The organism is Bradyrhizobium sp. CCBAU 45394 (genome assembly GCF_028128655.1).
Classification (GTDB): domain Bacteria; phylum Pseudomonadota; class Alphaproteobacteria; order Rhizobiales; family Xanthobacteraceae; genus Bradyrhizobium; species Bradyrhizobium diazoefficiens.
Genome location: NZ_LBIX01000172.1, coordinates 35,883 through 59,882 on the forward strand (window position 1 = coordinate 35,883; position 24,000 = coordinate 59,882).

Here is a 24,000-nt window from a genome sequence, read left to right on the forward strand (position 1 = left end):
CTTTCCGCACGCTGATCCTCTCTTGTATCCGGAGCTTCGAGGTTCGCCATGTTCGCGGTGCTCTTTGAACAGACGGCGGATGGCCAGCGCTACATCGACTGGCTTCTGTCGGGCCTCGGCTGGACCCTGGCCCTGGCGTTCTTCGGCTGGTGGATTGCCTTTGCGATCGGGATCGTCGTCGGGATCGGCCGCACCGTGCAGAACCGGGCCATCGCTGCGCTTGCGCGCCTGTATGTGGAGATTTTCCGCAACATCCCCGTCCTGGCGCAGATGTTTCTCTGGTACTTCGTCCTGCCGGAGATTCTTCCCGTCACGCTCGGAAATGCCATCAAGCAGATTCCGCCGCCCTGGGGATCATTCGTCCCCGCACTTCTGTGCCTCGGCCTCTACACCGCGGCCCGGATCGCCGAGCAGGTTCGGGCCGGGATCGATGCCCTGCCGAGAGGGCAGACCGAGGCGGCAAGCGCACTCGGACTCACCGCCTATCTGACCTACCGCCATATCATCGTGCCGCAGGCGCTGCGTTTGATCGTGCCAAGCCTCACCAGCGAGGTGATGGGCATCTACAAGAACACCTCGGTCGCACTGACGATCGGGCTGATGGAGCTCACGGCTCAGGCGCGCCAGATCAGCGAGGCGACGTTCCAGACCTTCACGGCTTTCGGCGCCGCGACCCTGATCTATCTCGCGCTGGCGCTGATCGCCTATCAGGGGATGGCGCTGATCGACAGGGCCGTGCGCATTCCGGGCACAGGGCGTGCGGAGGATGCGATCGAGCCGAGCCTGGCCGACGACGTCGGGCAGGCCGGCTCGTTGCCCTCAGGGATGGAGGTCGTGAAATGAACAGCCTCGATTTCTCGATTGTTCTGCAGGCGTGGCCCTATCTCTGGTCCGGATTGCTGTTTTCGCTGGCGCTGACCGCGGTGGCCTTCGTGGTCGGCATGATCCTGGGCACCTGCCTTGCGCTGTTGCAGCACTTCGAGGTGCCGGTGATCGGGAAGGTCGTGCGCGGCTACATCGCCCTGATCCGCTCGATCCCCTTGATCCTCGTCCTGTTCTGGTTCTTCTTCCTGGTGCCGATCGTGCTCGGCCACCTCAGCGGAAACGGTCGCCCGATTCCGATCGGCGCCACCTGGACCGCCTTCATCACCTTCGGCCTGTTCGAGGCGGCCTATTATTCGGAAATCATCCGCGTCGGATTGCGCGCCGTGAACCGCGGACAGTTCGAGGCGTGCCAGGCGCTCGCACTGTCCACCTTCGAGACCTATCGCAGCGTGATCCTGCCGCAGGTGCTCCGCGTGGCGAGCCCGATCATCCTGAGCCAGACCATCATCCTGTTCCAGGATACCTCGCTGGTCTACGTGCTCTCGCTCACCGACCTGCTCGGCGCGGCCTCGAAGCTCGCGCAGCTCAACGGTCGTCTCGTCGAGATGTATCTCGTGGTCGTCGTGGTCTACCTCGCCATCAGTTCGGCGGCATCGCAAGGCGTCGCATTGCTGCGCAAGCGCTATGCCATCGCCGGGGTGCGCCGATGAGAAACCTTAGGGAGAAGAAGATGGCTCGGGAGATTGCCGCGAACGAGACGGGCCGACCCGCGGCCATCGTCACCGTGGAAAACGTGGTGAAGCGGTTCGGCGGCTTCACGGCCCTGAGTGACGTCAATCTCAGCGTGAGGGCAGGCGAGAAGATCGTGCTTTGCGGACCTTCGGGCTCGGGCAAGTCGACGCTGATCCGTTGCATCAACCACATCGAGAAGCATGACGGCGGCCGCATCGTCGTCGACGGCATCGAGCTGTCGGACCGGATGAGCGACATCAACGACGTCCGCCGCGAGGTCGGCATGGTGTTCCAGAGCTTTAACCTGTTTCCGCATCTCTCGGTCGTCGAGAACTGCATGCTGGCCCCGATCAAGGTGCGCGGTCTGTCGCGCGCGGCGGCGCATGAGCGTGCGATCGGCGTCTTGCGCAAGGTACGCATCCACGACCAGGCGAGCAAATATCCGGGACAGCTCTCCGGCGGCCAGCAGCAGCGCGTTGCCATTGCCCGCGCCCTCTGCATGCAGCCGAAGATCATGCTGTTCGACGAGCCAACCTCCGCACTCGATCCGGAGATGGTCAAGGAGGTGCTCGACACCATGGTGGAGCTCGCGCGCGACGGAATGACCATGGTGTGCGTCACGCACGAGATGGGCTTTGCCCGCGAAGTCGCCGACAGGGTGGTCTTCATGGATCGCGGCGCCATCGTCGAGGAGGCGGATCCCGAAACCTTCTTCCGCGCGCCGAGGACGGAGCGGGCGAGGGCGTTCCTCGGCCAGATCATTCATTGATCGGGAGCGGCGTCAGGTTTCAGGAAGATGGCGGCACGCGACTGCGAATTCGTATGCTTGCGGGAGCCTGGCATCCAAATCCAACTCTAGGCTCCGAAATGAAAACACCCGCGGCGGATTGCTCCGCGCGGGTGTTACGAACTTTCGATCTTGCCATTCTGCCAGTGTTTTGCCCGACAAGTCAAAGGCGGCAAAATGGTCGCGTGGCTGAGGTCGCGCGGCTGCTGATGGGTCGCTTAAATTAGCTAACAGTTTCAATGCCCCCGCTACTGTGCATGGGGTTGTTTTTTCAGTTTTTGTTTTGAGCGTGCCTTAGCAATCGTGCTCAGCGCCGTCCGCGCGGCGTCTCGGCCTTGGCCGGCACCTCGGTCTGCGGCGCGCAGGTCGCGGCCGCAAGCGTCGCTTGCGCCTGCGGCATCAGGCCGGGCTCGGCGGCCAGGGCCTTCATCACGATCAGGCCGGTGGTAGCAGGGGAATCGATGATCAGGCGGTCGGCCGCGGTGATCTCCTCGTCCTCGGGCAGCTCGTTGTGCTGCGCTTCGGTCATCAGGTCGAGCTCGATCACCTTCTTGCCCGCCGAGCGGTCGTTGATGGCGTAATAGGCGATCTCGTTGCGGGTGTAGAACGACACCGAGGTGTAGGCCTGGCTGACGGGGACGGTGAGCTTGATCGGCCCGCCCGACAGGTCATAGCGGCAGATCGCCAGCGCAAAGGCCGGGTCCATGAACGGCATCGGCGAGGTGTTGGGATCAGCGAGGGGAAGCTGGGTGACGCCGTTGAGCTTGGTCATCGGCGTCAGCCGCGAATAGGCGTCCTGCGTCGCGATGCGCGGCAGCGCCAGCACGCTGACGAGATGGACGACGAGGCCGAGCACCACGCCGGCAACGATGGTGAAGGCGAGCCGGATCATGAGCAGCCCACCGTCGAGATCGTCGGCATCGGCGCATCGCGCTGGGTGCGCGTCGCAACGCCGACCGGGGTGTCGTAGAGGCGCAGCATCAGGGCGTAGCGCTCGATGCCGCCGGTCGGCAGCCAGTTGCCGGAGCGCGAGCGCGAGGCGATGCGGATCTCGAATGTGCCGTCGGACTGCCGCACGATCTCCTGGCTGGTGAAGCCGTAGCGCTGCAGCGAATTGGCGACGAGATGCCCCTTGCGGTCGTACAGCGTCAGCGTCCAGAACCGCGCCGGCGGCGTCACGCCGGAGACGATCACATCGCAGCGGCCGTCGAGCGCCTTCTTCTTGTCGTCGGCGGTGGCGGTGAAGGCGACCCCGTCGCCGGTGCCGATCGGCAGCTCGCCGTTGCGCACGATGGTGGCGCGCGAATAGGGGTCGACGTCGGCGGTGCCGGTGCGCGGGCGCGCGGTCCAGGGGCCGATGGTCAGCGCGCCGATCTCGGTGCCGCGCGTCGTCGTCATCCAGGTCGCGCCGACGCCCACCACGGTCGCGAGCAGGAGGGCAGTCAATGTGGTCAGGATCAGCCGCACGGGTTTCGATCAGTTCTTACGCGGGGCGGATGCGTTCGCATTCTCTTCCGCATAGTTCTGCGGGAAGGCGAGCGCGCTTGTCGATGAGGCCGGCCTGGCGGGCTTGCCGTCGCTCGCGGCCGACTTGTTCGCGGTCTTGGCCGCTTCATCCAGCAGCTTCTCGACGCGCACCAGGATGTCGGCGCCGCGCTTGGTCAGCACGGGCGGCGGACCGGGCTTGGTCTCCAGCACCTTCGGCGCGGCATTGGCTTGCGCGGCCATCGGCTGCGGCGGCAGCTTCTGGCCCATGCCGATGCCGGGGATTTCCCGGACCTCGACGCCCTGATGCGCCGCGACCATGATGTCGTGCCAGGTCTGCGCCGGCAGCGAGCCGCCGGTCATGCGGTTGGTCGGCGAATAGTCGTCGTTGCCGTACCAGACCGCGCAGGTGAAATTGCCGGTGTAGCCGACGAACCAGGCATCGCGATACGCATTGGTCGTGCCGGTTTTGCCCGCGGTCGGAATGCCGTCGAGCGCGGCGCGGCGCGCCGTGCCTTCGCTGACGACGTGGCTCATCATCCCGGCCATGTCGGCGGCGATGTTCGGCGGAATGGCCTGCTTCGGCTTCGGGCCGTCGCGATCCCAGCGCCAGACGAGATCACCGGCGCCGGTGCGCACCTCCAGCACCGAATGCGGCGTCACCGACTTGCCGCGATTGGGGAAGGTCGCGTAAGCAACCGCGTGCTCGAGCACGGTGACTTCGTCCGAGCCGATCGGCAGCGACGGCGTGTCGGGCAGCGGTGCCTTGAGGCCGAAGCGGCGGGCGACCTCGACGATCTTGGCGCGGCCGATCTTGGCCGGGTTCGGCGCCTTCGGCTGCTCCTTCTGCCCGATCGCGATCGAGAGCTTGACCGGCACCACGTTGATCGAGCGCGTGATCGCCTGCGTCAGCGTCACCGCGCCGGAATAGGAATGGCCATAGTTCTGCGGACACCAATTGCCGATGCAGACCGGGCCGTCGACCACGATCGAGTTCGGCGTGAAGCCGTTCAGAAGCGCGGTGGTGTAGACGTAGGGCTTGAACGAGGAGCCGGGCTGGCGATAGGCGTCGGTGGCGCGGTTGAACTGGCTGGCGCCGTAGTCACGGCCGCCGACCATGGCGCGGATGCCGCCGTCGAGATCGGACACCACGGTCGCGGCCTGGGTCGCGTGATAGTCGCGGCCGAACTGGCGCAGCTGGTTCTCGATCGCGTCTTCCGCGGCCTTCTGCACGTTGGCGTCGATGGCGAGGCGCACCACGAAGACGCGCTCGGTGTAGGACTTCGGGAAGGTGTCGACCAGCTTGCGCATCTCGTCGAAGGCGTAGTCGAGATAGTAGTTCGGCGAAGCCTCGTCGCGGCGGTCGACCGCGAAGGCGGGGTTGCGGCGGGCGCCGAACACCTGGCCCTCGGTCATGAAGCCGGCATCGACGAGGTTGTCGAGCACGACGTTGGCGCGGGCGCGCGCGGCAGGCAGGTTGATGTGGGGGGCGTATTTGGTCGGCGCCTTGAACAGGCCGGCGAGCATCGCAGCCTCCGCCAGCGTCACGTCGCGCGCGGATTTGTTGAAGTAGAAATGCGCCGCGCCGTCGACGCCGAACGTGCCGCCGCCCATATAGGCGCGGTCGAGATAGAGCTTGAGGATCTCGTTCTTGGTCAGGCGCCATTCCAGCCAGACCGCGAGGAAGGCTTCGTTGACCTTGCGCTCGATGGTGCGCTCATTGCTCAGGAACAGGTTCTTGGCGAGCTGCTGGGTGATCGAGGAGCCGCCCTGGCGGACGCCGCCGGCCTGGGCGTTGGTGACGAGCGCGCGCGCGGTGCCGGCGATGTCGATGCCGAAATGCTCGTAGAAGCGGCGGTCCTCGGTCGCCAGCGTCGCCTTGATCAGCACGTCAGGAAAATCTTCCAGCGGGATCGAGTCGTTGTGCTTGATGCCGCGGCTGCCGATCGGGTTGCCGTAGCGGTCGAGGAAGGTCACCGCGAGGTCGGATTTCTTCAGCCAGTCCTCGTCCGCGGTCTCGCGGAAGGCGGGGATGGCGAGCGTGAGCATCACGACGAGGCCGCCGAGCCCGAGAGTCGCGGCTTCCGACAGCGGCTCGATGAACACCCAGCGCTTCCACCGCCCGACATAGAAGCGGTCCATGAAGGTCGAGTAGCGCTCGTAGAGCTCGCGGATGCCCTTGGCCGAGGAGAACAGCGAGGAGTCGATGCGCGCATCGAGATCCAGGAAGAAATTCCGGACCTTCTGCTTCCAATGCGGTGGTATGATCTGGCGCACCTAGAACCCTTGAGGCTCGGTTCGAAACCGTTCAAGCACCCGGCCGGGGCGGCATCGGGACGTCTTGAGGGAATGTTGCGGCAAACCCAAGGCGCCCGGTTCGCGTCCTTCGGGGACTTGCTGTTCCTTCTAGCCGAGCAGGGCCTATAAACCAATGGTCAGGCTCGCGATTTTGAACAACAGGCCTAATTGACCCCGGGTCATTACGGGCCTCCCGGGGGCGTTGCTTGCAGCATCGCAGGCACACGGCCTAGATGGGTTAACCGTAGCTCTTTCGAACTCTTGTTGAGGCGCATGACCGCAGCTCCCAAACGACCTTCAGGCCAGGAAGGATTCTTCTGGAAAACCAAGACGTTGGAAGAGATGTCGGGGGCTGAATGGGAGAGCCTGTGCGACGGCTGCGGCCGCTGCTGCCTGAACAAGCTCGAGGATGAGGACACCGGCGACATCTATTTCACCCATGTCGGCTGCAAGCTGCTCGATGCCGGGACCTGCGGCTGCAAGGACTACCCGAATCGTTCCGACAAGGTTCCGGACTGTGTCCGCCTGACCCCGGCTAATGTCCGCACCCTGAACTGGCTGCCGCCGAGCTGCGGCTACAAGCTCGTCGCCGAGGGCCGCGACCTCTATTGGTGGCATCCGCTGGTATCGGGTGATCCCAACACCGTGCATGAGGCGGGCGTCTCCGTGCGCGGCCGGGTCGAGGGCAGCGAGGAGGAGATCCCGGACGCGGACCTCGAGGACCACATCGTGCAATGGCCGGCCCTGCTGCCGAAACGGGCACGCCTGAAGCGACGTCCGAAGGACTGATCCGCCGCACGGATCACGTGTTCGGGATGACCCGGCGGCGGGATGCACCCATGCGCCGCGGTGCCTGCCTGGGAAGAACTTTGCTGTCTACATTGGACTGCATAGAACGAATCCTTCGCGGCGTTGCGCCGCCTCACGGCTTCCGATCGAGATGAACAAGTTCGACCGGCAGAGCAGTTCTGCCGACATCCAGGCGTTGCCCGACGACATTGCCGAAGAGCTGTCCCGCCTTCCGAGCGAGGTCATCAGCGTCGATGACGCGCCGTCCATCGCGCCGCCGGTGCCGCTGACCTCCGACGAGGTCCGCACCATCGTGATCAGCCTGATGCTGACGATGTTCCTGGCAGCCCTCGACCAGACCATCGTTGCGACCGCGTTGCCGACCATCGGACGCCAGTTCAACGACGTCTCCAATCTGTCCTGGGTCATCACGGCCTATCTGCTCGCCTCGACCGCGGTCGCACCGGTGTTCGGCACGCTGAGCGACATCTACGGCCGCCGCGTCATGATCATCATCTCGCTCAGCCTGTTCGTCGCCGGCTCGGTGCTGTGCGCGATCGCGCCGAACATGCCGATGCTGATCCTGGCGCGCGGTCTCCAGGGACTGGGTGGCGGCGGCATCATGCCTGTCGTGCAGACGGTGATTTCCGACGTCGTGAGCCCGCGCGAGCGCGGCCAGTACCAGGCCTATTTCTCCAGCGTCTGGATGGTGGGCGGCATCCTCGGCCCGGTCATCGGAGGCGTGTTCGCCGAGCATCTGCACTGGTCGATGATCTTCTGGATCAATCTGCCGCTCGCCGCCGCGGCGATCGCGATGCTGCTGCCGAAGATGAAGAAGATTCCGGTGTTCCATCGCAAGCGCAAGGTCGACTGGCTCGGCGGCGTTCTGCTGATGGCCTCCGCGGTCGTCTTCATGCTGGTGCTGACCTGGGGCGGCACGCGCTATCCGTGGCTCTCGCCGACCGTGCTTGCGATGGTGGGCGGCGCTGTCGCGCTCGCGGTCACCTTCGTCTGGCACGCGCGCCGCGCCGAAGAGCCGTTCCTGCCGCTGAAGCTGCTGACGGGATCGGTGGCGCCGTTTGCGCTGACGGCCGGCGGCTGCGGTCTCGGCGCGATCACGGGCCTCACCGTGCAGCTCCCGCTCTATTACGAGTCGGTCTACCATCTCAGCGCCAGCGAGGCGGGGCTTGCGCTGATTCCGCTCGCGGCGGTCTCGACCTGCGGCGCAGCAATCGCCGGCCGCACCATGGCGCGCGCCAAGCACTACAAGCGCGTCGCCATTGTCGGCACGTCCTGGGCCGCGATTTGCGCGCTGGGCCTGACGCTCACCACCTTGCCGCTCTGGGGCCTGCTGACGCTGATGGCCGCGTTCGCGCTCGGGCTCGGCACGACCTTCCCGGTCTGCGTGGTCTCGCTGCAGAATTCGGTCGCGCGTCCGCAGGTCGGCACCATCACCGGCGCGATGAACTTCTTCCGCTCGCTGATGTCCTCGTTCACGGTCGCGGCCTTCGCCGCCATCCTGCTGATCGCGCTCGGCACCGACATTCCGCTCGCGGGCGAGCATCACGCGGCCGGCGGCATCCCCGCGATCCCCGCCGACGACATGCGGCACGCGTTCCGCTACGTCTTCGGCGCCGCGACCGCGCTGATGACCACCGCCTCGCTCTGCCTGATCATGATGGAGGAGCGGCCGCTGGCCGGCCCGACCGTCACGCAGCAGGTGGAGATGGCGGAGTAGCGGCTAGCCGCCGCGATCGGGATCATCGTCGGCATTGCCTGCGCCGGTCTTCCGCGCTTTCGCAGCAAGCTGCTCCCTGAGCTGCGCCAGCGCGTCGGCAGACCAATCACGGACATCGGTGACCGCCACCCAGGCATCGACGTAGTGCTCGGGCGCGTAGACATGGCCGAAGCCCATCGGCGTATTGGTCGCGACCGCCATGTCGAGCGCGAGCTGCAGCATCGTCACGATCGGATACCATCGCAGCTCGGGCGACACGTCGGGTCCACGCGGTGCGCTCATCCAGGCTGGAGCCTGATAGGCATCGCGGTAGTCGAAGAAGGTGATCGCGTCGCTGGCATATTGCAGATAGACGACGCGCATCGGACCCCAGGGCGCATCTGCTGGCACCGTAGGTCCGTTCTGGTTCATGAAGCGGACGAAGCGGCTGTCGCGGAACTCAGGTAGCCAGGCCGGCGTACCCGGATTGCGGTTCGTGGTGACCGAGCGCCAGATGCGGCTCTCGAACGGCGCCCCGCTCCACAGCGCGCCGGCAATGGGATCGCCGATCGTCTCGAACAGTTCCGCGGATCTTTCCGAGTTCATGGCGCCGAGGCTGAGCCCGTGCAGATACAGTCTTGGCCGCTTGTCCTTCGGCAAGCTCGTCCAGTAGCCGTAGATCTCCGCGAACAGGGCGCGGGCCGCCTCCGCGCCGTACTCGGGCTGAAACATCAATGACAGCGGGCTGTTGAGATAGGAATATTGCATCGCGACGCTCGCGACGTCGCCATGGTGGAGATATTCGACCGTGTCCATCGCGGACGGATCGATCCAGCCGGTGCCGGTCGGTGTAATGACGATCAGAATCTTTCGCTCGAAGCCGTGTTGGCGCTTGAGCTCCTCGAGCGCAAGCTTGGCGCGCGCCTGCGCCGTGTCGCGGCTAGCGAGGCCCACATAGACGCGCACGGGTTCATGCGCAGGCCCTCCCGTAACGGCGCTGATCTCCGCTGCGGTCGGACCCGAGGCAATGAATCTGCGCCCCATGCGCCCGAGCTCCGTCCACCTCACCAGCGACGCAGAACTTCCTGTTTGATCCGGGGCGGCCGGTTGCGGCCGCTCGGGCTCTTGCAAGGCGTCGAGCTCGCGGAAGGAGGAGTCGAGCGCGTTGAACGCCGTGCGGATCAGGACATTGCTGGCGATCGACCAGAACAGCAGGCCTGCGACCAGCACGCCGAGGACGTTGGCGACCTTCCGCGGAATCACGAGCCTCGCGCGCGCAGCGAGGAAGCGGACGACAACCGCGAACAGCCGCCCCAGCACCAGCAGCACTGCGAACGTGATCAGGGCGATGACGCAGACCTTGAGCGGATGGGCGGTCTCCACCGGCGCCATCTTCATCACAGTGCGGATCGAGTTCTGCCATTCGGCGGCGCGCCACAGGAAGACGATGACGATGAGCAGGCAGATTGCTGCGGCCAGCGCATTCGCGATCGATCGCGCCCGCGCCGAAGGCTCGGGCAGTTCGAGATAATGCCACAGCCGGCGCCACAGGATTCCAGCGAAATAGCCGATCGCAAAGCAGCCACCGGCGAGGGCACCTTGCGTGAGATAGCTGCGCGGGATCAGCGTCGGCGTCAGCGCGGCCGCGAAGAACAGCGCGCCCAGCATGAGGCCGATACCTGATAGCGAGAGGAGTTGTCGCCGAATGAACCACGCGAGACTCTTCAAGACATCCTCCGGGGTGATGCTATTCCTTGTTGTTCTCCGCAAAGCTGCTCTTGCGCGGCAGCAGGATCGTGAATTCCGTGAACTTGCCGGGCTCTGTCGTGACGTCGATCGTGCCGCCGTGCTGCTTCACGATGATGTCGTGGCTCATCGACAGCCCGAGACCGGTACCTTCGCCGGCCGGCTTGGTCGTGAAGAACGGATTGAACATCTTCTCCTTCACCTCGTCCGCGATGCCGGTGCCGTTGTCGCGGATGCGGATCTCGATGCTATCGCCGCGATCGCGCGTCGTGGCGATCACCACCGGCTCGTAACCGGCGGCGCCGCTGCCCATCTGGCGCTTGGTCACCGCATAGAAGCCGTTCGAGATCAGGTTCAAAAGCACCCGGGAAATCTCCTGCGGAAACACCTCTGCCGAACCTGCCGCCGGGTCGAGCTCGCTCTTCAGCGTCACGTCGAAGAGCGGCTTCTCGGCACGCGCGCCGTGATAGGCGAGGTTGAGGCTCTCCTCGACCAGCGCGTTGATGTCGCTCAGCCGATGCTCGCCGCCGCCCTCGCGCGAATGCAGCAGCATGTTCTTGACGATGGAATCGGCGCGCCTTCCGTGCTGCACGATCTTCTGCAGGTTGCCCTTGAGCATTCCGGACAGTTCGTCGACCTCCTCGCGGGTCGTGTCGGTGAGCTTTGTGTCCGCAAGCGACCGGTTCAGCTCGTCCATCAGCTCCGCGGAAACTGCCGCGAAATTGTTGACGAAGTTCAGCGGGTTCTTGATCTCGTGCGCGATGCCGGCCGTGAGCTGGCCCAGCGAAGCAAGCTTCTCGGTCTGCACCAGGCGATCCTGCGCGGCGCGCAGGTCGTCGAGCGATTTTGCAAGCTCCCGGGTGCGGGCCTGCACTTGCTCGAACAGCCGCACATTGCCGATCGCGATCACGGCCTGGTCGGCAAAGGTCTGCAGCAGAGCGACCTGCTTGTCGGTGAACGGATGCACCTCGTTGCGGCGGAGCACGATCGCGCCGATGCTCTCGTTCTCCTGCAACAGAGGCACGCTCAGAATGCTGCGGTGGCCCATGCGCAGCGCGTGTGCGCGTCCTTCCGGGAACTCATCGCTCTCGCTGAGATCGGCGACATGCACGGGGAGCCGGTCGACGAAGGCACGGCCCGCGGTCCAGTTGCGATTGATCGGCCATTTCTCGAGGTTGATCGGAATCGGCCCATGGTGGGCGCTGAAGCGCAAGCTGTCGCCGTCCTTCAGCGCTACGGCGGCGTCATAGGCATCGCAGAGCTCGCAGGCGCTCTCGACGATCGCTTTCAGAGCCGGTCCGACATCGGTCGGCGAGGACGCGATCACCTTCAGGATGTTGGCGCTGCCGGTCTGGTGTCTCAGCGCCTCGGTCAATTCCTCGGTGCTCCCGCGCAATTCGCGGAGCAACCGGGTATTCTCGATGGCGATCACGGCCTGCGCGGCGAACTGCTGGAGCAGCCTGATCTGCTTGTCGGTGAATCGGCGCTGCTCCTGCCTGAAGATCATCACATTGCCGACGACGCGGTCGTCCTTGATCAGAGGCACGGTCAGCAGGCAGCGCGCGCCGCCGAGATCGACCAATGCCCGGCGATTGGCGTCGCCGCTTCGATAGGCCGCCGTATCGTCGAGATTGTCGATCTCGACATACGGCTCGCCCAGCAGCAGGCGAGCCGGCGCCGTGCCCGGACCGTACTCGAGCGGCTGCATGCGCCGGTATTCGTCGTAGGCGGGCGGCAAGCCGTAGGTCGCAGCGCTGTGGAACGACTTGCCGTCAAAAGTGTTGAGCACGCCGAAATTGGCGCCGCAAAGCTGCATCGCCTTGGCGAGCATCGCATCGAAGACCGGAACGAGGTCACCGCCCGAGCTGGAGATGACGCTCAGGACTTCGGCCGTCGCTGTCTGTTGCTCGAGCGCTTCGGTGAGCTCATTCGTGCGCTGCTGCACCTCGTTGAACAGCCGCGCGTTATCGATCGCGATCACGGCCTGGTCGGCGAAGGTCTGGAGCAGCCTGACATGGTGCTCGCCGAACGCGCCGGTCTCCCGGCGCGTGGCGATGATGACGCCGATCGCCTCGCCCTCGCTCATCAGGGGTGCGAACAGCATGCTGCGGTAGCCGCGGGCGCGCGCGATGTCGCGTGCGGCCGGCTCGAGCTCGGTGTCGGGCAATTGCGCCGCCGCACCATTGGCCACAAGCGGGTAGGGCGGAAACCGTGCGAACGGCACCGGGAACGAGGATTGGAGCACGAGATCGCCGGCCGGATCGGTCGGCGTGAACGCCGCAAGGTGCGCGGCGCCGTCGAGATAGCGCAGCACCGCCGTGGAGAAGCCGCCGATCAGCCGGTTGGCGTTGGCGGCGATGGCGTCGAACACCGGCTGCACGTCCGAGGGCGAGCCGGCCATCACCTTCAAGATGTCGGCGGTCGCGGTCTGGCGCTCCAGCGTTTCCTTCGTCTCGTTGAACAGCCGCGCATTCTCGATCGCGATCACGGCCTGGTCGGCGAAGGTCTGGAGTAGCTGTACGAGATCGGGCGCGAACGCGCCGGGCTCAGCGCGTGTGACACTGATCATGCCGACCGCCGCGCCCCGGTTCATCAGCGGCATGAAGAGCACGCTGCGGAAGCCGCGCAGCCGCGCCAGATTGCGGTTCAGCTCCGGGACGTGCTCGGCCTCGCTGTCGGGAAACTGGATCGTCTCGCCGCCGCGAACGAGGGCAAAGGTCGGAAAATCCTCGATCCGGCGCGGGAACGATGCCTTCAACCCTTCGTCCGCGTCCGGGCTGGTCGGCGTGAACGCCACGAGATGCAGCTCGTCGCCGATAAACTGGAGCACGGTCGCCGAAAAACCGCCGAGCAGGCGCTTCGAGCTGGACGCGATCGCGGCGAACACCGGCCGGGCATCCGAGGGAGATGCCGCAATGGTACGCAAGATCTCGGCGCTGGCGCTTTCCCGATCGCGCAACCGCGCATTCTCGGCCGCGGCCGACTGCAATTGCCGTTTGAGCTCGTCGATCCTGGCGACATCGTTGGAAGGGGTGGTCATTCGCAATCCGGCCTGGTGCCGCGACGGGCGCCGCACCCGGCCGGATTATCACATCTCCTGCGGCCGGAGCCAGCGCCCGCGGCCCTGCCGCTGAGACCGGGCTGCCTCACGTGCCCGGCCGCGACACCTCGGTCTCCTTGCTGGTGATGAACTCCAGCAGCACCGGCACGCCTTCCTTTGTCTTCTGGATGCCGCGCTGGATCGCCGGGATGATGTCCTCTGGTCTGGTCACGCGCTCGCCATAGCCGCCGAAGGCGCGCGCCATCGCGGCATAGTCGCCGGAAATGTCGGTCGAGCGATATTTCTCGGTCGAGACCGGCATCACCTTCAACTCGATCGCCATGGAGAAATTGTTGAGCAGGATCGACATGATCGGGATGCGCTCGCGCACAGCGGTCTCGAAATCCATGCCGGTGAAACCGATCGCGGCATCGCCCCAGACATTGATGCAGAGCTTGTCGGGCTTTGCGAGCTTGGCGCCCATCGCGAGGCCAAGGCCGTAGCCGAGCTGCGTCGTCTTGCCCCAGCCGAGATAGGAGAGGGGCTCCACGGCCTTCCAGAACGGCGAGAGCTGGTCGCGCGGGCTGCCGGCATCATGCGTGATGATGGTGTTGCTGATGTCGACGGTGTGCTGAAGGTCCCACAGCACGCGATAGGGGCTCAGCGGCGCGTCGTTGCTGGTGAGTTTCGGCATCCACTTTGCCAACCACTCCCTGTGAGAGGCGGCGATCTCCGCCGCGACGGCCGAGGCATCGCGATCCTTCGTGACGGTCTTGCCGATCTCCTCCAGCAGCGCATCGAGCACGAGGCCGGCATCGCCGACGAGGCCGATCTTCGCCTCGACATCCTTGTTGAGATGGTTCGGATCGAGCGTGGAATGGATGATGGTCTTGCCCTTCGGCATCGCGACGCCAAAACTGGTCTCGGTGAAGGAGCAGCCGATGCCGAAGATGACGTCGGCCTCGCTGAGGAACTTCGGAACCGCGCGCGGCACCGCAAGACCGCCGGAGCCGAGCGAGAGCGGATGTGTCTCCGGAAACGACGACTTGCCTCCCAAGCTGGTGGTTACGGGAATGGCGAGCCGCTCGGCGAGCTGTTTCAGTTGCGGCCACGCCTGCGCATAGTGCACGCCCTGGCCGGCATAGATCACCGGCCGTTTGGCGTTGACGAGCAGGGCGGCCGCTCCCTTCACATGCACGGGATCGGCGCCGTAGCGGGTGCGCAGCACCGGCGTGTAGTTCAGCGGCTCCGGGACCTCCTCGTTCCACATGTCGGAGGGGATTTCGACGATGACGGGCCCGCCGCGGCCGTTCTTGAGCTTCGTGAAGGCGCGGCGGAAGATGTTGGCGACTTCCGCCGCGAGGATGATCGGCTCCGAGGACTTCGCGAACGGCTTCATCGCCTCGCTCGAATTGAAGTTCGGCTCGACGTGCGCCAGCCGGCGCGGATAGCCCATCGGCAGCACCAGCACGGGCACGGATTCGCCAAAGCACTGCGCGACTCCGCCCATTGCATTTTCCGCGCCCGGCCCATGCTGCATGCAGAACGCGCCGATCGTGCGTCCCGACGTCACCCGCGAGATCGCGTCCGCCATGTGGATCCCGACGCGCTCCTGCCGCACCATCACGGGACGGATCTCGGCCTTCGCCGCATGCTCGATCAGGTGGTTGACCGGATAGCCGCAGAGGATCTCGATGCCCTCGCGCCTCATGATTTCCGCAATGGCGGTGCCGAGCTTCATGGCGTCTCTCTCCCTGGCGAGGCCGGTTGCTCCGGCCGATTGAGGGAGAGAGGATCAGGAATTTGGGGAAGGGTAAAGCGCGGGACTGCGAAGGAGGCGGTAGGTCAGGTATGCAGCGCCGGCGTCCAGCCGCACGGACCCGCAAGGCCATTGCATCAGCGCTTCGGTGCCGTGGCCTCTACTTGCAGCTTTTGCAGATCGTCAGCTTACGTTTTAACGCCTCATCTTCTTGATCGATCGATTGCTGCGCCGTATCCGGATTGGGCTTGGAGCCCTTTGCTGCGCGCGACGTCATGGGGCGCGTCGCCTGCTCCGGAGTGTCATTGTCGTCGACGGCGCTAAAGCCGTCATAGTCAGCGGCAGGATTCGGCGATTGTGGAAGGCCGCCAGTCGCTGGTGTCGACGACACCCTGTCGGACGCTGCCGGGGAATTCTTGGCGCTCGCCCGCGGCGGCGATTCCTTGGGTGGAGCAAGCGAAACCGGCGGCGCGAGCGAAGTCTGGCCTCTCGCGCTGTCGTACGACCATGCGCCGACAAGCATGAGGCCGAGAGCCAAGAGCGTCACGCTTCTCATCCGCATCCTCTCGGCAGCTCTGGTTCAACGATCGATGGCATGGCCCGCCGAGCCACGACGGCGTGCAGAGTATCAGGACTCACATGGCCGTCAAAGCGCCGTAGCCCAGATGGTGAGCGGCCCAATCCGGGACACGACCGCATCGATTCGCGGGCCCGCGATTGCCTTCCGCGCCATCCGGGCTGCGCCCGACAGGCAAAACACACGATCGCCGGGCGACCGCGATCGTCGGCCTCAGATCAGCGTCCCCGAGTGGATGCTCGCATGGGCGAGCAACGACTGAATCACGACGTTGTCGCCGGGCCCTCCGTCCAGCACGTCGACGCCGCCGCCGCCGATCAGCACGTCGTCGCCGAGCCCGCCAAGCAGCGTATCGTTGCCCGCGCTGCCGAGGAGCAGGTCGTCGCCGGCGCCGCCGTCGAAAACGAGGTGCGGCCCGCCGGGGCCGACGCCCGACGCCTCGATCACGTCGTCGCCGCCGAGGCCGTTGATGGTGATGGTGTCGTTGAAGTCGAAGTTCTCGATCACGATCTGGCTTGCGAGACCGTCAATCACCAGCGCGCCATTGCTGTTGAGCGAAAGCGAGATGACGTCGTCCCCGCCCGTGCCGTTGATCACGATCTTGTCGGCCGCGCCGTCGCCGCCAGGGGTGCCGGGAACGCCGCCCAGATCGATCTTGACCTCCGTCACGTCGGTGCCGCTCATGTCGCCGACATTGATCGTGTCGGCGCCGCCGCGGGCATTGAACGCGATCGTCTCGACGCCGTGCGTGTCCATCGTGATCGAGGCGACGTCCCGCGTGAGCTCGGCACGCCCTCCATTCGCGAAGATGTTGATGGTTTCGGCGATGTTGGCGCCGTTGAACAGCAGCGTGTCGGTGCCGCCCTGGCCCTCGATCGTGTCGTTGTCGTCGCCTGGATTCCAGACGAAGGTGTCGTTGCCCGCACCCATCAGCGCGACGTCGTTTCCGTCGCCGCCATTGATCAAGTCGTCGCCCTGACTGCCACGGATGGTGTCGTTGCCAAGTCCGCCGTTGATCGTGAGTTGCAGCACGCCGGCCGCAAGCCCGCTCGCATCGATCACGTCGCCGCCGCCGAGGCCATTGAGTGTCAGTTGATCGGTTGCGTCCATGGAGGCCAGGTTGGTGGCCGCGTGGAGGCCGAAGACCGTCACGCCGCCGGCATTGCCTGCGACGCCGAACGTGTCGGCACCCTGGGTCGCATCGACCGTGACGGTGTCGATGGCGCCGTCCGGCGTTCCGGCCGATCCGCCGAGGTCGATGTTCACCCGCGTCACATCCGTCCCGGTCAGGTCGCCCACCACGATATGGTCGGCGCCGCCCAGCGCGTGGATATCGACGTGCTCGACCCCGTGCAGGTCCATCGTGATGTTGCCGACGTCGCGCGTGAGCAGGGCGTGATCGCCGTTCGCCGTTATGATGAGGTTCTCGGCGACGTTGGCACCGGAGAACTGCAGCGTGTCGACACCGGCGCCGCCTTCGATGGTGTCGCTGCCATCGCCCGGATTCCACTGGAACACGTCGCGGCCGGCGCCGAGCTGCACGAGGTCGTTGCCGCGGCCGCCGACGACGGAATCATTGCCGTCGCCGCCGATCAGCGTGTCGTCGCCGGCGCTGCCAACGATCGTATCGTTGCCGGCGCCGCCGTCGATCGTCAGGTGCACGACCCCCGCGGCAAGCGTCGCCGCCGAGATCGTGTCGTTGCCGCCGAGGCCGTCGATGACGAGCGCGTCGTTTGCGCCTTCCGCGTTGGTAATGGCGAGAGCGGCGGGCAATCCTGTGACCGAAATTGACGTGCCCGAGCCGGACACCTGGATCGTATCGGCTGCGCTCGTGCCGTCGAGCGTCACCGTATCGGCCGCGCCGTCCCCGGTCCCGGTCGATCCGAGATCGACATTGACCTGTTTGACATCGGTTCCCGCGAGATTGTTGACAACGATGTTGTCGCTGCCGCCGCGCGCATTGATCGTGACGGTCTCGATGCCGTTCAGGTCCATCGTGATGTTGCCGACATCGCGGGTCAGCAGCGTGCGTCCGTCATTTCCAGCGGAAACAACGATGTTCTCGCCGATGTTCGAGCCATTGAACAACAGGGTGTCGGCTCCGGCCTGTCCTTCGACCTTGTCGCTGCCGTCGCCCGGGTCCCACTGGAAGGTATCGTTGCCGGCGCCGAGCATGGCGGTGTCGTTGCCCTGGTTGCCGTCGATGAAATCGTTGCCGTCGCCGCCCAGCAGGTAGTCGGCACCGTTGCCGCCGAGGATCGTGTCATTGCCGGCGCCGCCGTCGAGCGTCAGCGTGATGAGCGCGGCGAGGTTGCCGCTGGCGGTGATGGTGTCGTCGCCGCCACCGGCATGGACCACGAGGTTTTCGGTGGTGCCGATGTCCAGCGAGAACGGCGCCGGGTCGACGCGGTCGAAGCGCACGCGCGTGCCGTTGGCCGTGATGGAGAAGGTCTCGCTGCCGTTGCCGCCGTTCACCTCGGCGGTGTCGATGCCTTCGCCGCCTTCCATCAGGTCGCTGTCGTCGCCGGGATTCCAGATCATGCGGTCGTTGCCGGCCTCACCGAACATCTGGTCGTTGCCGTCGCCGCCGATCAGCACGTCATTGCCGGCGCCACCGAACAACAGATCGTTGCCGCCTTTGCCGAGCAGCGTGTCGTTGCCGGACTGCCCGAACAGCATGTCGCCGCCGGACCCGCCGGTCAGCGTATCGTTGCCGGCGCCACCGAACAGATTCGCCGCAAGCATCGCGCCGTTGCTCTCGTCGATCGTGATGGTGTCGTTGCCGTCTTGGCCGAAGGCCTGTATCAACTTGGTGTTGGCGACCGTCGCGGGTCCGCCTTTGATCGCGACCGCGCCGCCGTTGACAACGATCGTTCCGGCCGCATTGCGGCCCAACGCGATTGTGTTGTTCTGGCCGTTGCCAAAGGTGGTGAGAATTCCGGCGGAAAAGTTTGCTGTGACAGCCATGTGCGCTTCTCGCTCGCGTCATCGTCGGAACGAACCGTATGGCAGGATCATGACGCGTTTTGCGATGCCACCGGGGTGAACGGACGACGGCTGTAGGCCGAGATGCAAGTTCCAGCTTGGTGGAATCCTTCGGGAGGGCTTTTGTTTGTCTTGAGAACAGCTTGATTTTCCGGAGAGCCGCCGCATTACCGGCTGATGGATCTTCGCGGCCGGTAGGATGCGTCCGCCCAGCGTCAAGAACATGGTTCACAAACCGTAACCAGCCCGCCCTGCGCTGGACCAGCGCGGTGAGCACCAAAGAAGAATTTAACGCTTGGGCCTTAAGTTGCGCTCGCCATGAGTGAGCAGGTCGTGCACAGCGAGGTTCAACCGTTTTCGGCGCGTGCGGCGCTCCCCTGGCTGGTGAGCCTTGGCGTCTATGCCACGGTGCTGATCCTCGGACAGCGGCTGCTCAATGATCCCGACAGCTATTCTCACATCGAGGTCGGGCGCTGGATCATGGCGCATGGCGCCCTGCCGGCGAGCGACCCTTTCTCCTTTTCGAAGCACGGCGCGCCCTGGATCACCTTCGAATGGCTCTCGGAGATGGTCTACGCCGGAGTCTATGCGCTGTCCGGCTGGCCGGGCGTCGTCGTCGTCGCCGCTGCGGCGATCGCGCTCGCCTTTGGCCTGCTGACGTTCTTCCTGCTGCGCGAGCTCTCGCCAACCCTGACGCTGCTCATGGTGATCGCGGCCGTCATCCTGTCGGCGCCGCATATGCTGGCGCGGCCACACGTCCTCGTGCTGCCGGTGATGGTGACTTGGGCGGCTGCCCTGGTGCGCTGTATGGATCGTGGGGGGCCTCCGCCCTACTGGGCCCTGCCGCTGCTGGTTCTGTGGGCCAATCTGCACGGCAGCGTGGTGCTGGCGCTTGGGCTGATCGGCCCGGCGGTGCTCGAGGCGCTGCTGCGTGAGGGGCGAAGCGGATGGTCGCACGTGCTGTTGCGATGGCTGCCATTCGCGGCGCTCGCGCTCGCTGCGTCTTGCCTGACGCCCTACGGGCCGGAACCGCTGCTGATGCCGCTGACGACACTCGGCCTCGGCCCCGCGCTCGCCTGGATCTCGGAATGGCGGCCGCAGGATTTCAGCCGCATCGGCGGCTTCGAGCTGCTGCTGCTGGCCGGCATCTTTGCGCTCTCGCGCGGCGTGACGCTGCCGCTCGTGCGGGCCCTGGTGGTGATCGGCCTGCTCCATTTCGCTTTGGCGCAGATACGCAATGCGGATCTGCTGGCCATGCTGGCGCCGCTTTACCTCGCGGCTCCGCTGGGTCGGAAGTTCGGCGGACCGACCGGCGACGATGCGGCCGGCTCGTCGCGCGGCCTGACTCTGGCCGCGTTCGCCGGGTTGATCGCGGTGAGCGCGGCGGCCCTGGCGCATGACATCCGGCCGGCTCCGATCATCACACCTCAGGCTGCCATCGCTCAGGCCGACCTCGCCAAGGCGGGGCCCGTGCTCAACGACTATTCCTTCGGCGGCTATTTGATCTTCGCCGGCATTCCCACCTTTATCGATGGTCGCGGCGAACTGTACGGGGGACCGTTCATCGACCGCTACAATCGCGCCGTAGCGCTGGTCGACCTCGGAGATCTTCTCAAGTTGCTCGATGAATACAAGATCGGCGCCACGCTGCTCGCACCGCGGACGCCGGCGGTCGCGATGCTCGACCGGCTGCCTCAGTGGCAGCGCGTCTACAGCGACGATGTGGCGGTCGTGCACAAGCGGCGAGATGCGCCGCTGAGATAAGTCAAGCGGTCCCGAAGGCCGCGTATTGGCCTCCGAGCGACACGCCGCTCAGGGCACCTTCCAGGCGCCGCGCCGGTTTGGTGTCCCAAGGGAGCAGCAGGAAATGGCGCGAGCCGATCTCGCGTAGACCGTCCGCAGCCATCAACTTTCGGGTCGTGCCGGCGCTGAGCAAGACGGCATCCCGGTCGAACTCGCAGCGCGCAACGGCAAGGCGTGTCAGCGGGTTGTACGGATTGTGCTCGATCACGCAGACGAGCCCGCCGGGGCGCGTCACTCGCCGCATCTCGGCGATGAACTGCGCCCATTCGGCCGGCACGACATGGTGCATCACGCAGACGGCCGTGACCAGATCGAAGCTGGCGTCGTCGAAAGGAAAGCTGCGGCCGTCGAACTCACGGTAGTCGACCCCGCGGTTGTCGGCGCGAGCCTGCGCCAGGCTGGCCGAAGACACGTCGATACCGCTCAAGCGGCCGACCATGCCGTGCAGCAGGGGATGAAGGCTGCCGACGCCGCACCCGACGTCCAGCATTTCGGGCCGCTCTGCGTCGAGCCGCTCCGCGATCAGATCGCGCAGGAGATCGGCCTTGGCGCGCATGAAGAAATGATGCGGCAAGCCCGAAAAGTCGATCGATGATTGGACCACGTCACGGTAGTTGTCGTGATAGCCGTCGAAGAGCTCGGTCATGCGCCGGGTCACTCGTTGACGGCGTGGATCGCGGGTGCCGCGGCCGGCGCCTCGCTGCGATCGAAGCCGGCGCGCGTCTGCACCACGTAGAGCGGGCGGCGTTTCACCTCGGCATGGATGCGGCCGACATAAAGCCCCACGATGCCCGTCATCAGCATGTTGATTCCGCACAGCAGGGACACGACGACGATCGTCGAGGACCAGCCGGTCACGAGATGACTATCCTTGCTGAGCCACAACAGGATCACCCAGCCGCCGTAGAGGAGTGCGAGTCCGGAGACCGTCAATCCGCACCAGATGGCAAGCCGCAAGGGCAGATCCGAAAAGCCAAGCGCGGCGTTCATCGCGAGCCGCACCATCTTGAACAGCGGGTATTTGGTTTCGCCCGCCGCGCGCTCGAGACGATGGAAGGTGACCTCGGCCTGCCGGAAGCCGAGCCAGGCGATCATGCCGCGGACGAAGCGGTCCTGCTCCGGCATCTGCCGAAGTGCGTCAAGCACCTTGCGGTCGATCAGGCGGAAGTCGCCGACATCGGCGGGGATGCCGACAGAGGACATCCTGCCGAGAAGCCGGTAGAAGAGATGTGCGGTCGCACGCTTGAATCGGCTTTCGCCGTCGCGCGACAGGCGGCGGGCGTGGACGATGTCGTTGCCTTCCTTCCATTTTGCGATCAATTGCTCGATCACTTCGGGAGGATCCTGCAAATCGGCATCCATGACGATGATCGCTTCACCTTGCGCGGCGTCCATGCCGGCGGTGATGGCGACCTGATGACCGAAATTTCGCGACAAGCCGATATAGCGGAAGCGCGGGTCGCGCGTGGCGAGCGCCCGCAGCACGATAGAGCTGGAATCGCTGCTGCCGTCGTCGACGAAGATCGCTTCTGCGGGCCCGTCGAGCCGGGACAAGACCAGGTCGAGCCGGCGCAGCAGGATCGGCAGCACGGCTTCCTCGTTGAACACGGGGATGACGAGGCTGTAGCGGATCGATTTGAAACTGGCCGCCATGCGAGAGGGTCCAACTCGGTTGCAGGGGCGGAAGCCTAATCCGTGGGTGGTTAAGGTGGCCTTGCCGCAACTGTTAAGGATCTAGGGCTCCCGGGCGATGCGGACGCCCGCGGGCGGCTGGGGGCCGGCGGGAGCCGGTGGTGATGTCCCGTTAACCACACCGTGCAGCGGCGGCGTCGCGCTACGACCTGCGGCGGATCTTGTAGAGGACAAATCGTTCCGAAGCGTCCAGATCGTCCAGCAGATCCGGCAGCGGGTTGGGGGCGTGCGGTCCAAGCAAATAGAGATAGTCGAAATCCTGGTACCAGGTCCGGACGAACGGCGGAGCGTCCGCCGGCGGGCGGCCTGTCGCAATCGCCGCTAGCAGGCCCGACGGCACCGGCCCTCCATAGGGAATGGCAAGACGGCGCACGGCCTCGCGTGCCCGCACCGGCTGCTTGCCCGCTTCCGTGAATAAATTGGGCACGAAGGCGTTGGCATAGTGCACGGCCAGCGTCGGCGCATAGAACATTGGATAGGACGTGAGGTCGGCGAAGGGCGGGTCTCCAACGTCGCCCGTGCTGCCGACGAGGACGCGTGAGCCGCGATCGATCTTGTGGAACGACGCGACGATAGCAGCATAGTCGGCGCGGTAAGGTAGCCACACCGCGAGGACCACGGCGAGATTGATCAGGGTAATTCCGCTGATCACAGCGAGCGCAGCCATTCTCCAGGCACGGCTGGGCAGCGACAGCGAGCAGAAGGCCGGCAGGATCAGGGCCGCGGCGGGAATCACGCGGAGGTCCACAAACGAGGTTCCGAACAGCTTCGAGGGAATGACCAGGTACAAGACCGCAAAGCCGATCGCGAGCCAGATTCCGGCCGGCTCGAGCTTGAGAACGCCGCGTCTTGCGGCGAAAAGCAGCGAGATCATCAGCGCCAGTCCGGTCATTGCCGATACCGTCAAGCTGTAGCCGCTCATGATGCGTAGCGGCCAGATCGGCTTGAATCCGAGGAACCAGCTCGTGCCTTCGCTTCCGATCGAGCCTGCAGTCATATGCATGATGGCGAACAGGACGAGCGCCGGTATGGCCAGCGCACCAAGCCGCGCGGCCGCGGCCCGGTACGATATTCCCTGGTGGCGGATGCGCCAGAGCTCGAAAAGGCCCAGCGTCGCGCCGTAGATGCCGAGGGAGAAGAAATGCGCCGCATACAGCGCAGCGACGAAGATCGCGTTGACGGCGAAGCGCGCTGGCCATCGGCCTTCTGCCAGCATCAGATAGACGGCGATGCCGCAGAGGGCGAGGCCCAGTCCGAACTCGAAATTGATGAAGCCCCAGCTGAACGGCAGACAGTAGAGGAAAGCGAGCGCCGCAAAGCCGGCGAGATGAACACGTCCCTTGCGGGCCCATTCGAGCAGAAGCGCGCCCCCTACGATCAACAATTGGCTGAGGAGCAGGAACAGCCGTGTGGCGCTCTCGACGCTCATCAGCCGCGCCATCTGCGGGACCAGCAGGTCCATTCCAAGGTTGGGATAGAACGCCCAGGCCACCTCGTAATGCGGATTGGCGTTGGGAGTGCCGCTCTGGCTCAAAATGTACATGCGGGCGAGGTGATTGGGATAATCGACCATCGCGGGAATAGGGGTCAGCAGCACCGGAAGAAACGAGACGGCGGCGAGCATTGCAAGAACGGTGATCGTCACCGATCGGTCCGAGCCAAGACGAGCCCGGATCGTCAAGGTCGGCCTGTCGGAAGAAGCCATGTGATCGGGCTGCCGGAGTTCGAGCCTACGCTCTGCAAAGGTGCAATTGCACGACACAAC

16 protein-coding genes and 1 pseudogene are annotated in these 24,000 nt (G+C 65.3%); 6 read left to right on the top strand and 11 right to left on the bottom strand.

The annotated features are described in order from the left end of the window. Nucleotides 1–48: 48 nt before the first annotated feature. The 3 genes from WN73_RS29835 to WN73_RS29845 are packed head-to-tail and all read left to right on the top strand — an operon-like array spanning nt 49 to nt 2,326. On the top strand, nt 49–843 hold the full coding sequence (locus WN73_RS29835) for an amino acid ABC transporter permease (protein ID WP_271555850.1): 795 nt from the start codon (nt 49–51) through the stop codon (nt 841–843). After that, nucleotides 840–1,535, top strand: a complete 696-nt coding sequence (locus tag WN73_RS29840) for an amino acid ABC transporter permease (RefSeq protein WP_011085882.1) — start codon at nt 840–842, stop codon at nt 1,533–1,535. Before WN73_RS29835 ends, WN73_RS29840 begins: the two co-directional genes overlap by 4 nt. 20 nt (nt 1,536–1,555) lie before the next feature. Next, nucleotides 1,556–2,326 (top strand): amino acid ABC transporter ATP-binding protein, encoded by a 771-nt coding sequence (locus WN73_RS29845; protein ID WP_271555852.1) that lies wholly within the window; start codon nt 1,556–1,558, stop codon nt 2,324–2,326. A 325-nt stretch (nt 2,327–2,651) separates the two neighbouring features. Here WN73_RS29845 and WN73_RS29850 read toward each other — a convergent pair whose 3' ends face one another. Genes WN73_RS29850 through WN73_RS29860 form a run of 3 tightly spaced genes read right to left on the bottom strand, consistent with a single transcriptional unit; the run spans nt 2,652 to nt 6,106 of the window. After that, nucleotides 2,652–3,236, bottom strand: a complete 585-nt coding sequence (locus WN73_RS29850; RefSeq protein WP_011085884.1) for a DUF1254 domain-containing protein — start codon at nt 3,234–3,236, stop codon at nt 2,652–2,654. After that, on the bottom strand, nt 3,233–3,811 hold the full coding sequence (locus WN73_RS29855; RefSeq protein ID WP_011085885.1) for a DUF1214 domain-containing protein: 579 nt from the start codon (nt 3,809–3,811) through the stop codon (nt 3,233–3,235). Before WN73_RS29855 ends, WN73_RS29850 begins: the two co-directional genes overlap by 4 nt. 9 nt (nt 3,812–3,820) lie before the next feature. Beyond that, on the bottom strand, nt 3,821–6,106 hold the full coding sequence (locus tag WN73_RS29860; RefSeq protein ID WP_011085886.1) for a transglycosylase domain-containing protein: 2,286 nt from the start codon (nt 6,104–6,106) through the stop codon (nt 3,821–3,823). A gap of 294 nt (nt 6,107–6,400) precedes the next feature. On the opposite strand from WN73_RS29860, the gene WN73_RS29865 reads away from it, so the two are divergent. Next, complete coding sequence (locus WN73_RS29865; RefSeq protein ID WP_011085887.1) at nt 6,401–6,916, top strand: YcgN family cysteine cluster protein; 516 nt, start codon at nt 6,401–6,403, stop codon at nt 6,914–6,916. Nucleotides 6,917–7,067: 151 nt separating this feature from the next. Then, nucleotides 7,068–8,654, top strand: a complete 1,587-nt coding sequence (locus WN73_RS29870) for an MDR family MFS transporter (RefSeq protein WP_271555857.1) — start codon at nt 7,068–7,070, stop codon at nt 8,652–8,654. 3 nt (nt 8,655–8,657) lie between these two features. Here the strand turns inward: WN73_RS29870 and WN73_RS29875 are convergent, their stop codons facing one another. The 5 genes and pseudogenes from WN73_RS29875 to WN73_RS29895 form a co-directional block, all read right to left on the bottom strand. Further along, the gene (locus WN73_RS29875; RefSeq protein ID WP_074077125.1) at nt 8,658–10,301 is read right to left on the bottom strand and encodes an alpha/beta hydrolase; all 1,644 of its coding nucleotides are present in this window, start codon (nt 10,299–10,301) and stop codon (nt 8,658–8,660) included. A gap of 79 nt (nt 10,302–10,380) precedes the next feature. Continuing rightward, a complete protein-coding gene (locus WN73_RS29880) occupies nt 10,381–13,419 on the bottom strand; it encodes a GAF domain-containing protein (protein ID WP_039184107.1) in 3,039 nt (1,012 codons plus the stop codon). A gap of 106 nt (nt 13,420–13,525) precedes the next feature. After that, nucleotides 13,526–15,184 (bottom strand): annotated as a pseudogene (locus WN73_RS29885) (thiamine pyrophosphate-requiring protein); the annotation flags it as partial. Nucleotides 15,185–15,338: 154 nt separating this feature from the next. Further along, on the bottom strand, nt 15,339–15,734 hold the full coding sequence (locus tag WN73_RS29890) for a hypothetical protein (protein WP_028172250.1): 396 nt from the start codon (nt 15,732–15,734) through the stop codon (nt 15,339–15,341). Nucleotides 15,735–15,968: 234 nt separating this feature from the next. Beyond that, complete coding sequence (locus WN73_RS29895; protein ID WP_028172249.1) at nt 15,969–18,722, bottom strand: beta strand repeat-containing protein; 2,754 nt, start codon at nt 18,720–18,722, stop codon at nt 15,969–15,971. Nucleotides 18,723–19,058: 336 nt separating this feature from the next. Between WN73_RS29895 and WN73_RS29900 the strand changes: the two genes are divergently transcribed. Beyond that, the gene (locus WN73_RS29900) at nt 19,059–20,504 is read left to right on the top strand and encodes a hypothetical protein (protein ID WP_271555858.1); all 1,446 of its coding nucleotides are present in this window, start codon (nt 19,059–19,061) and stop codon (nt 20,502–20,504) included. 1 nt (nt 20,505) lies between these two features. Here WN73_RS29900 and WN73_RS29905 read toward each other — a convergent pair whose 3' ends face one another. From WN73_RS29905 to WN73_RS29915, 3 genes are all read right to left on the bottom strand, one after another. Further along, a complete protein-coding gene (locus tag WN73_RS29905) occupies nt 20,506–21,189 on the bottom strand; it encodes a class I SAM-dependent methyltransferase (protein WP_028172247.1) in 684 nt (227 codons plus the stop codon). Between the two features lie 8 nt (nt 21,190–21,197). Beyond that, a complete protein-coding gene (locus tag WN73_RS29910) occupies nt 21,198–22,196 on the bottom strand; it encodes a glycosyltransferase family 2 protein (protein ID WP_028172246.1) in 999 nt (332 codons plus the stop codon). A gap of 181 nt (nt 22,197–22,377) precedes the next feature. Further along, complete coding sequence (locus WN73_RS29915) at nt 22,378–23,940, bottom strand: hypothetical protein (RefSeq protein ID WP_049832422.1); 1,563 nt, start codon at nt 23,938–23,940, stop codon at nt 22,378–22,380. Between the last annotated feature and the right edge of the window lie 60 nt (nt 23,941–24,000).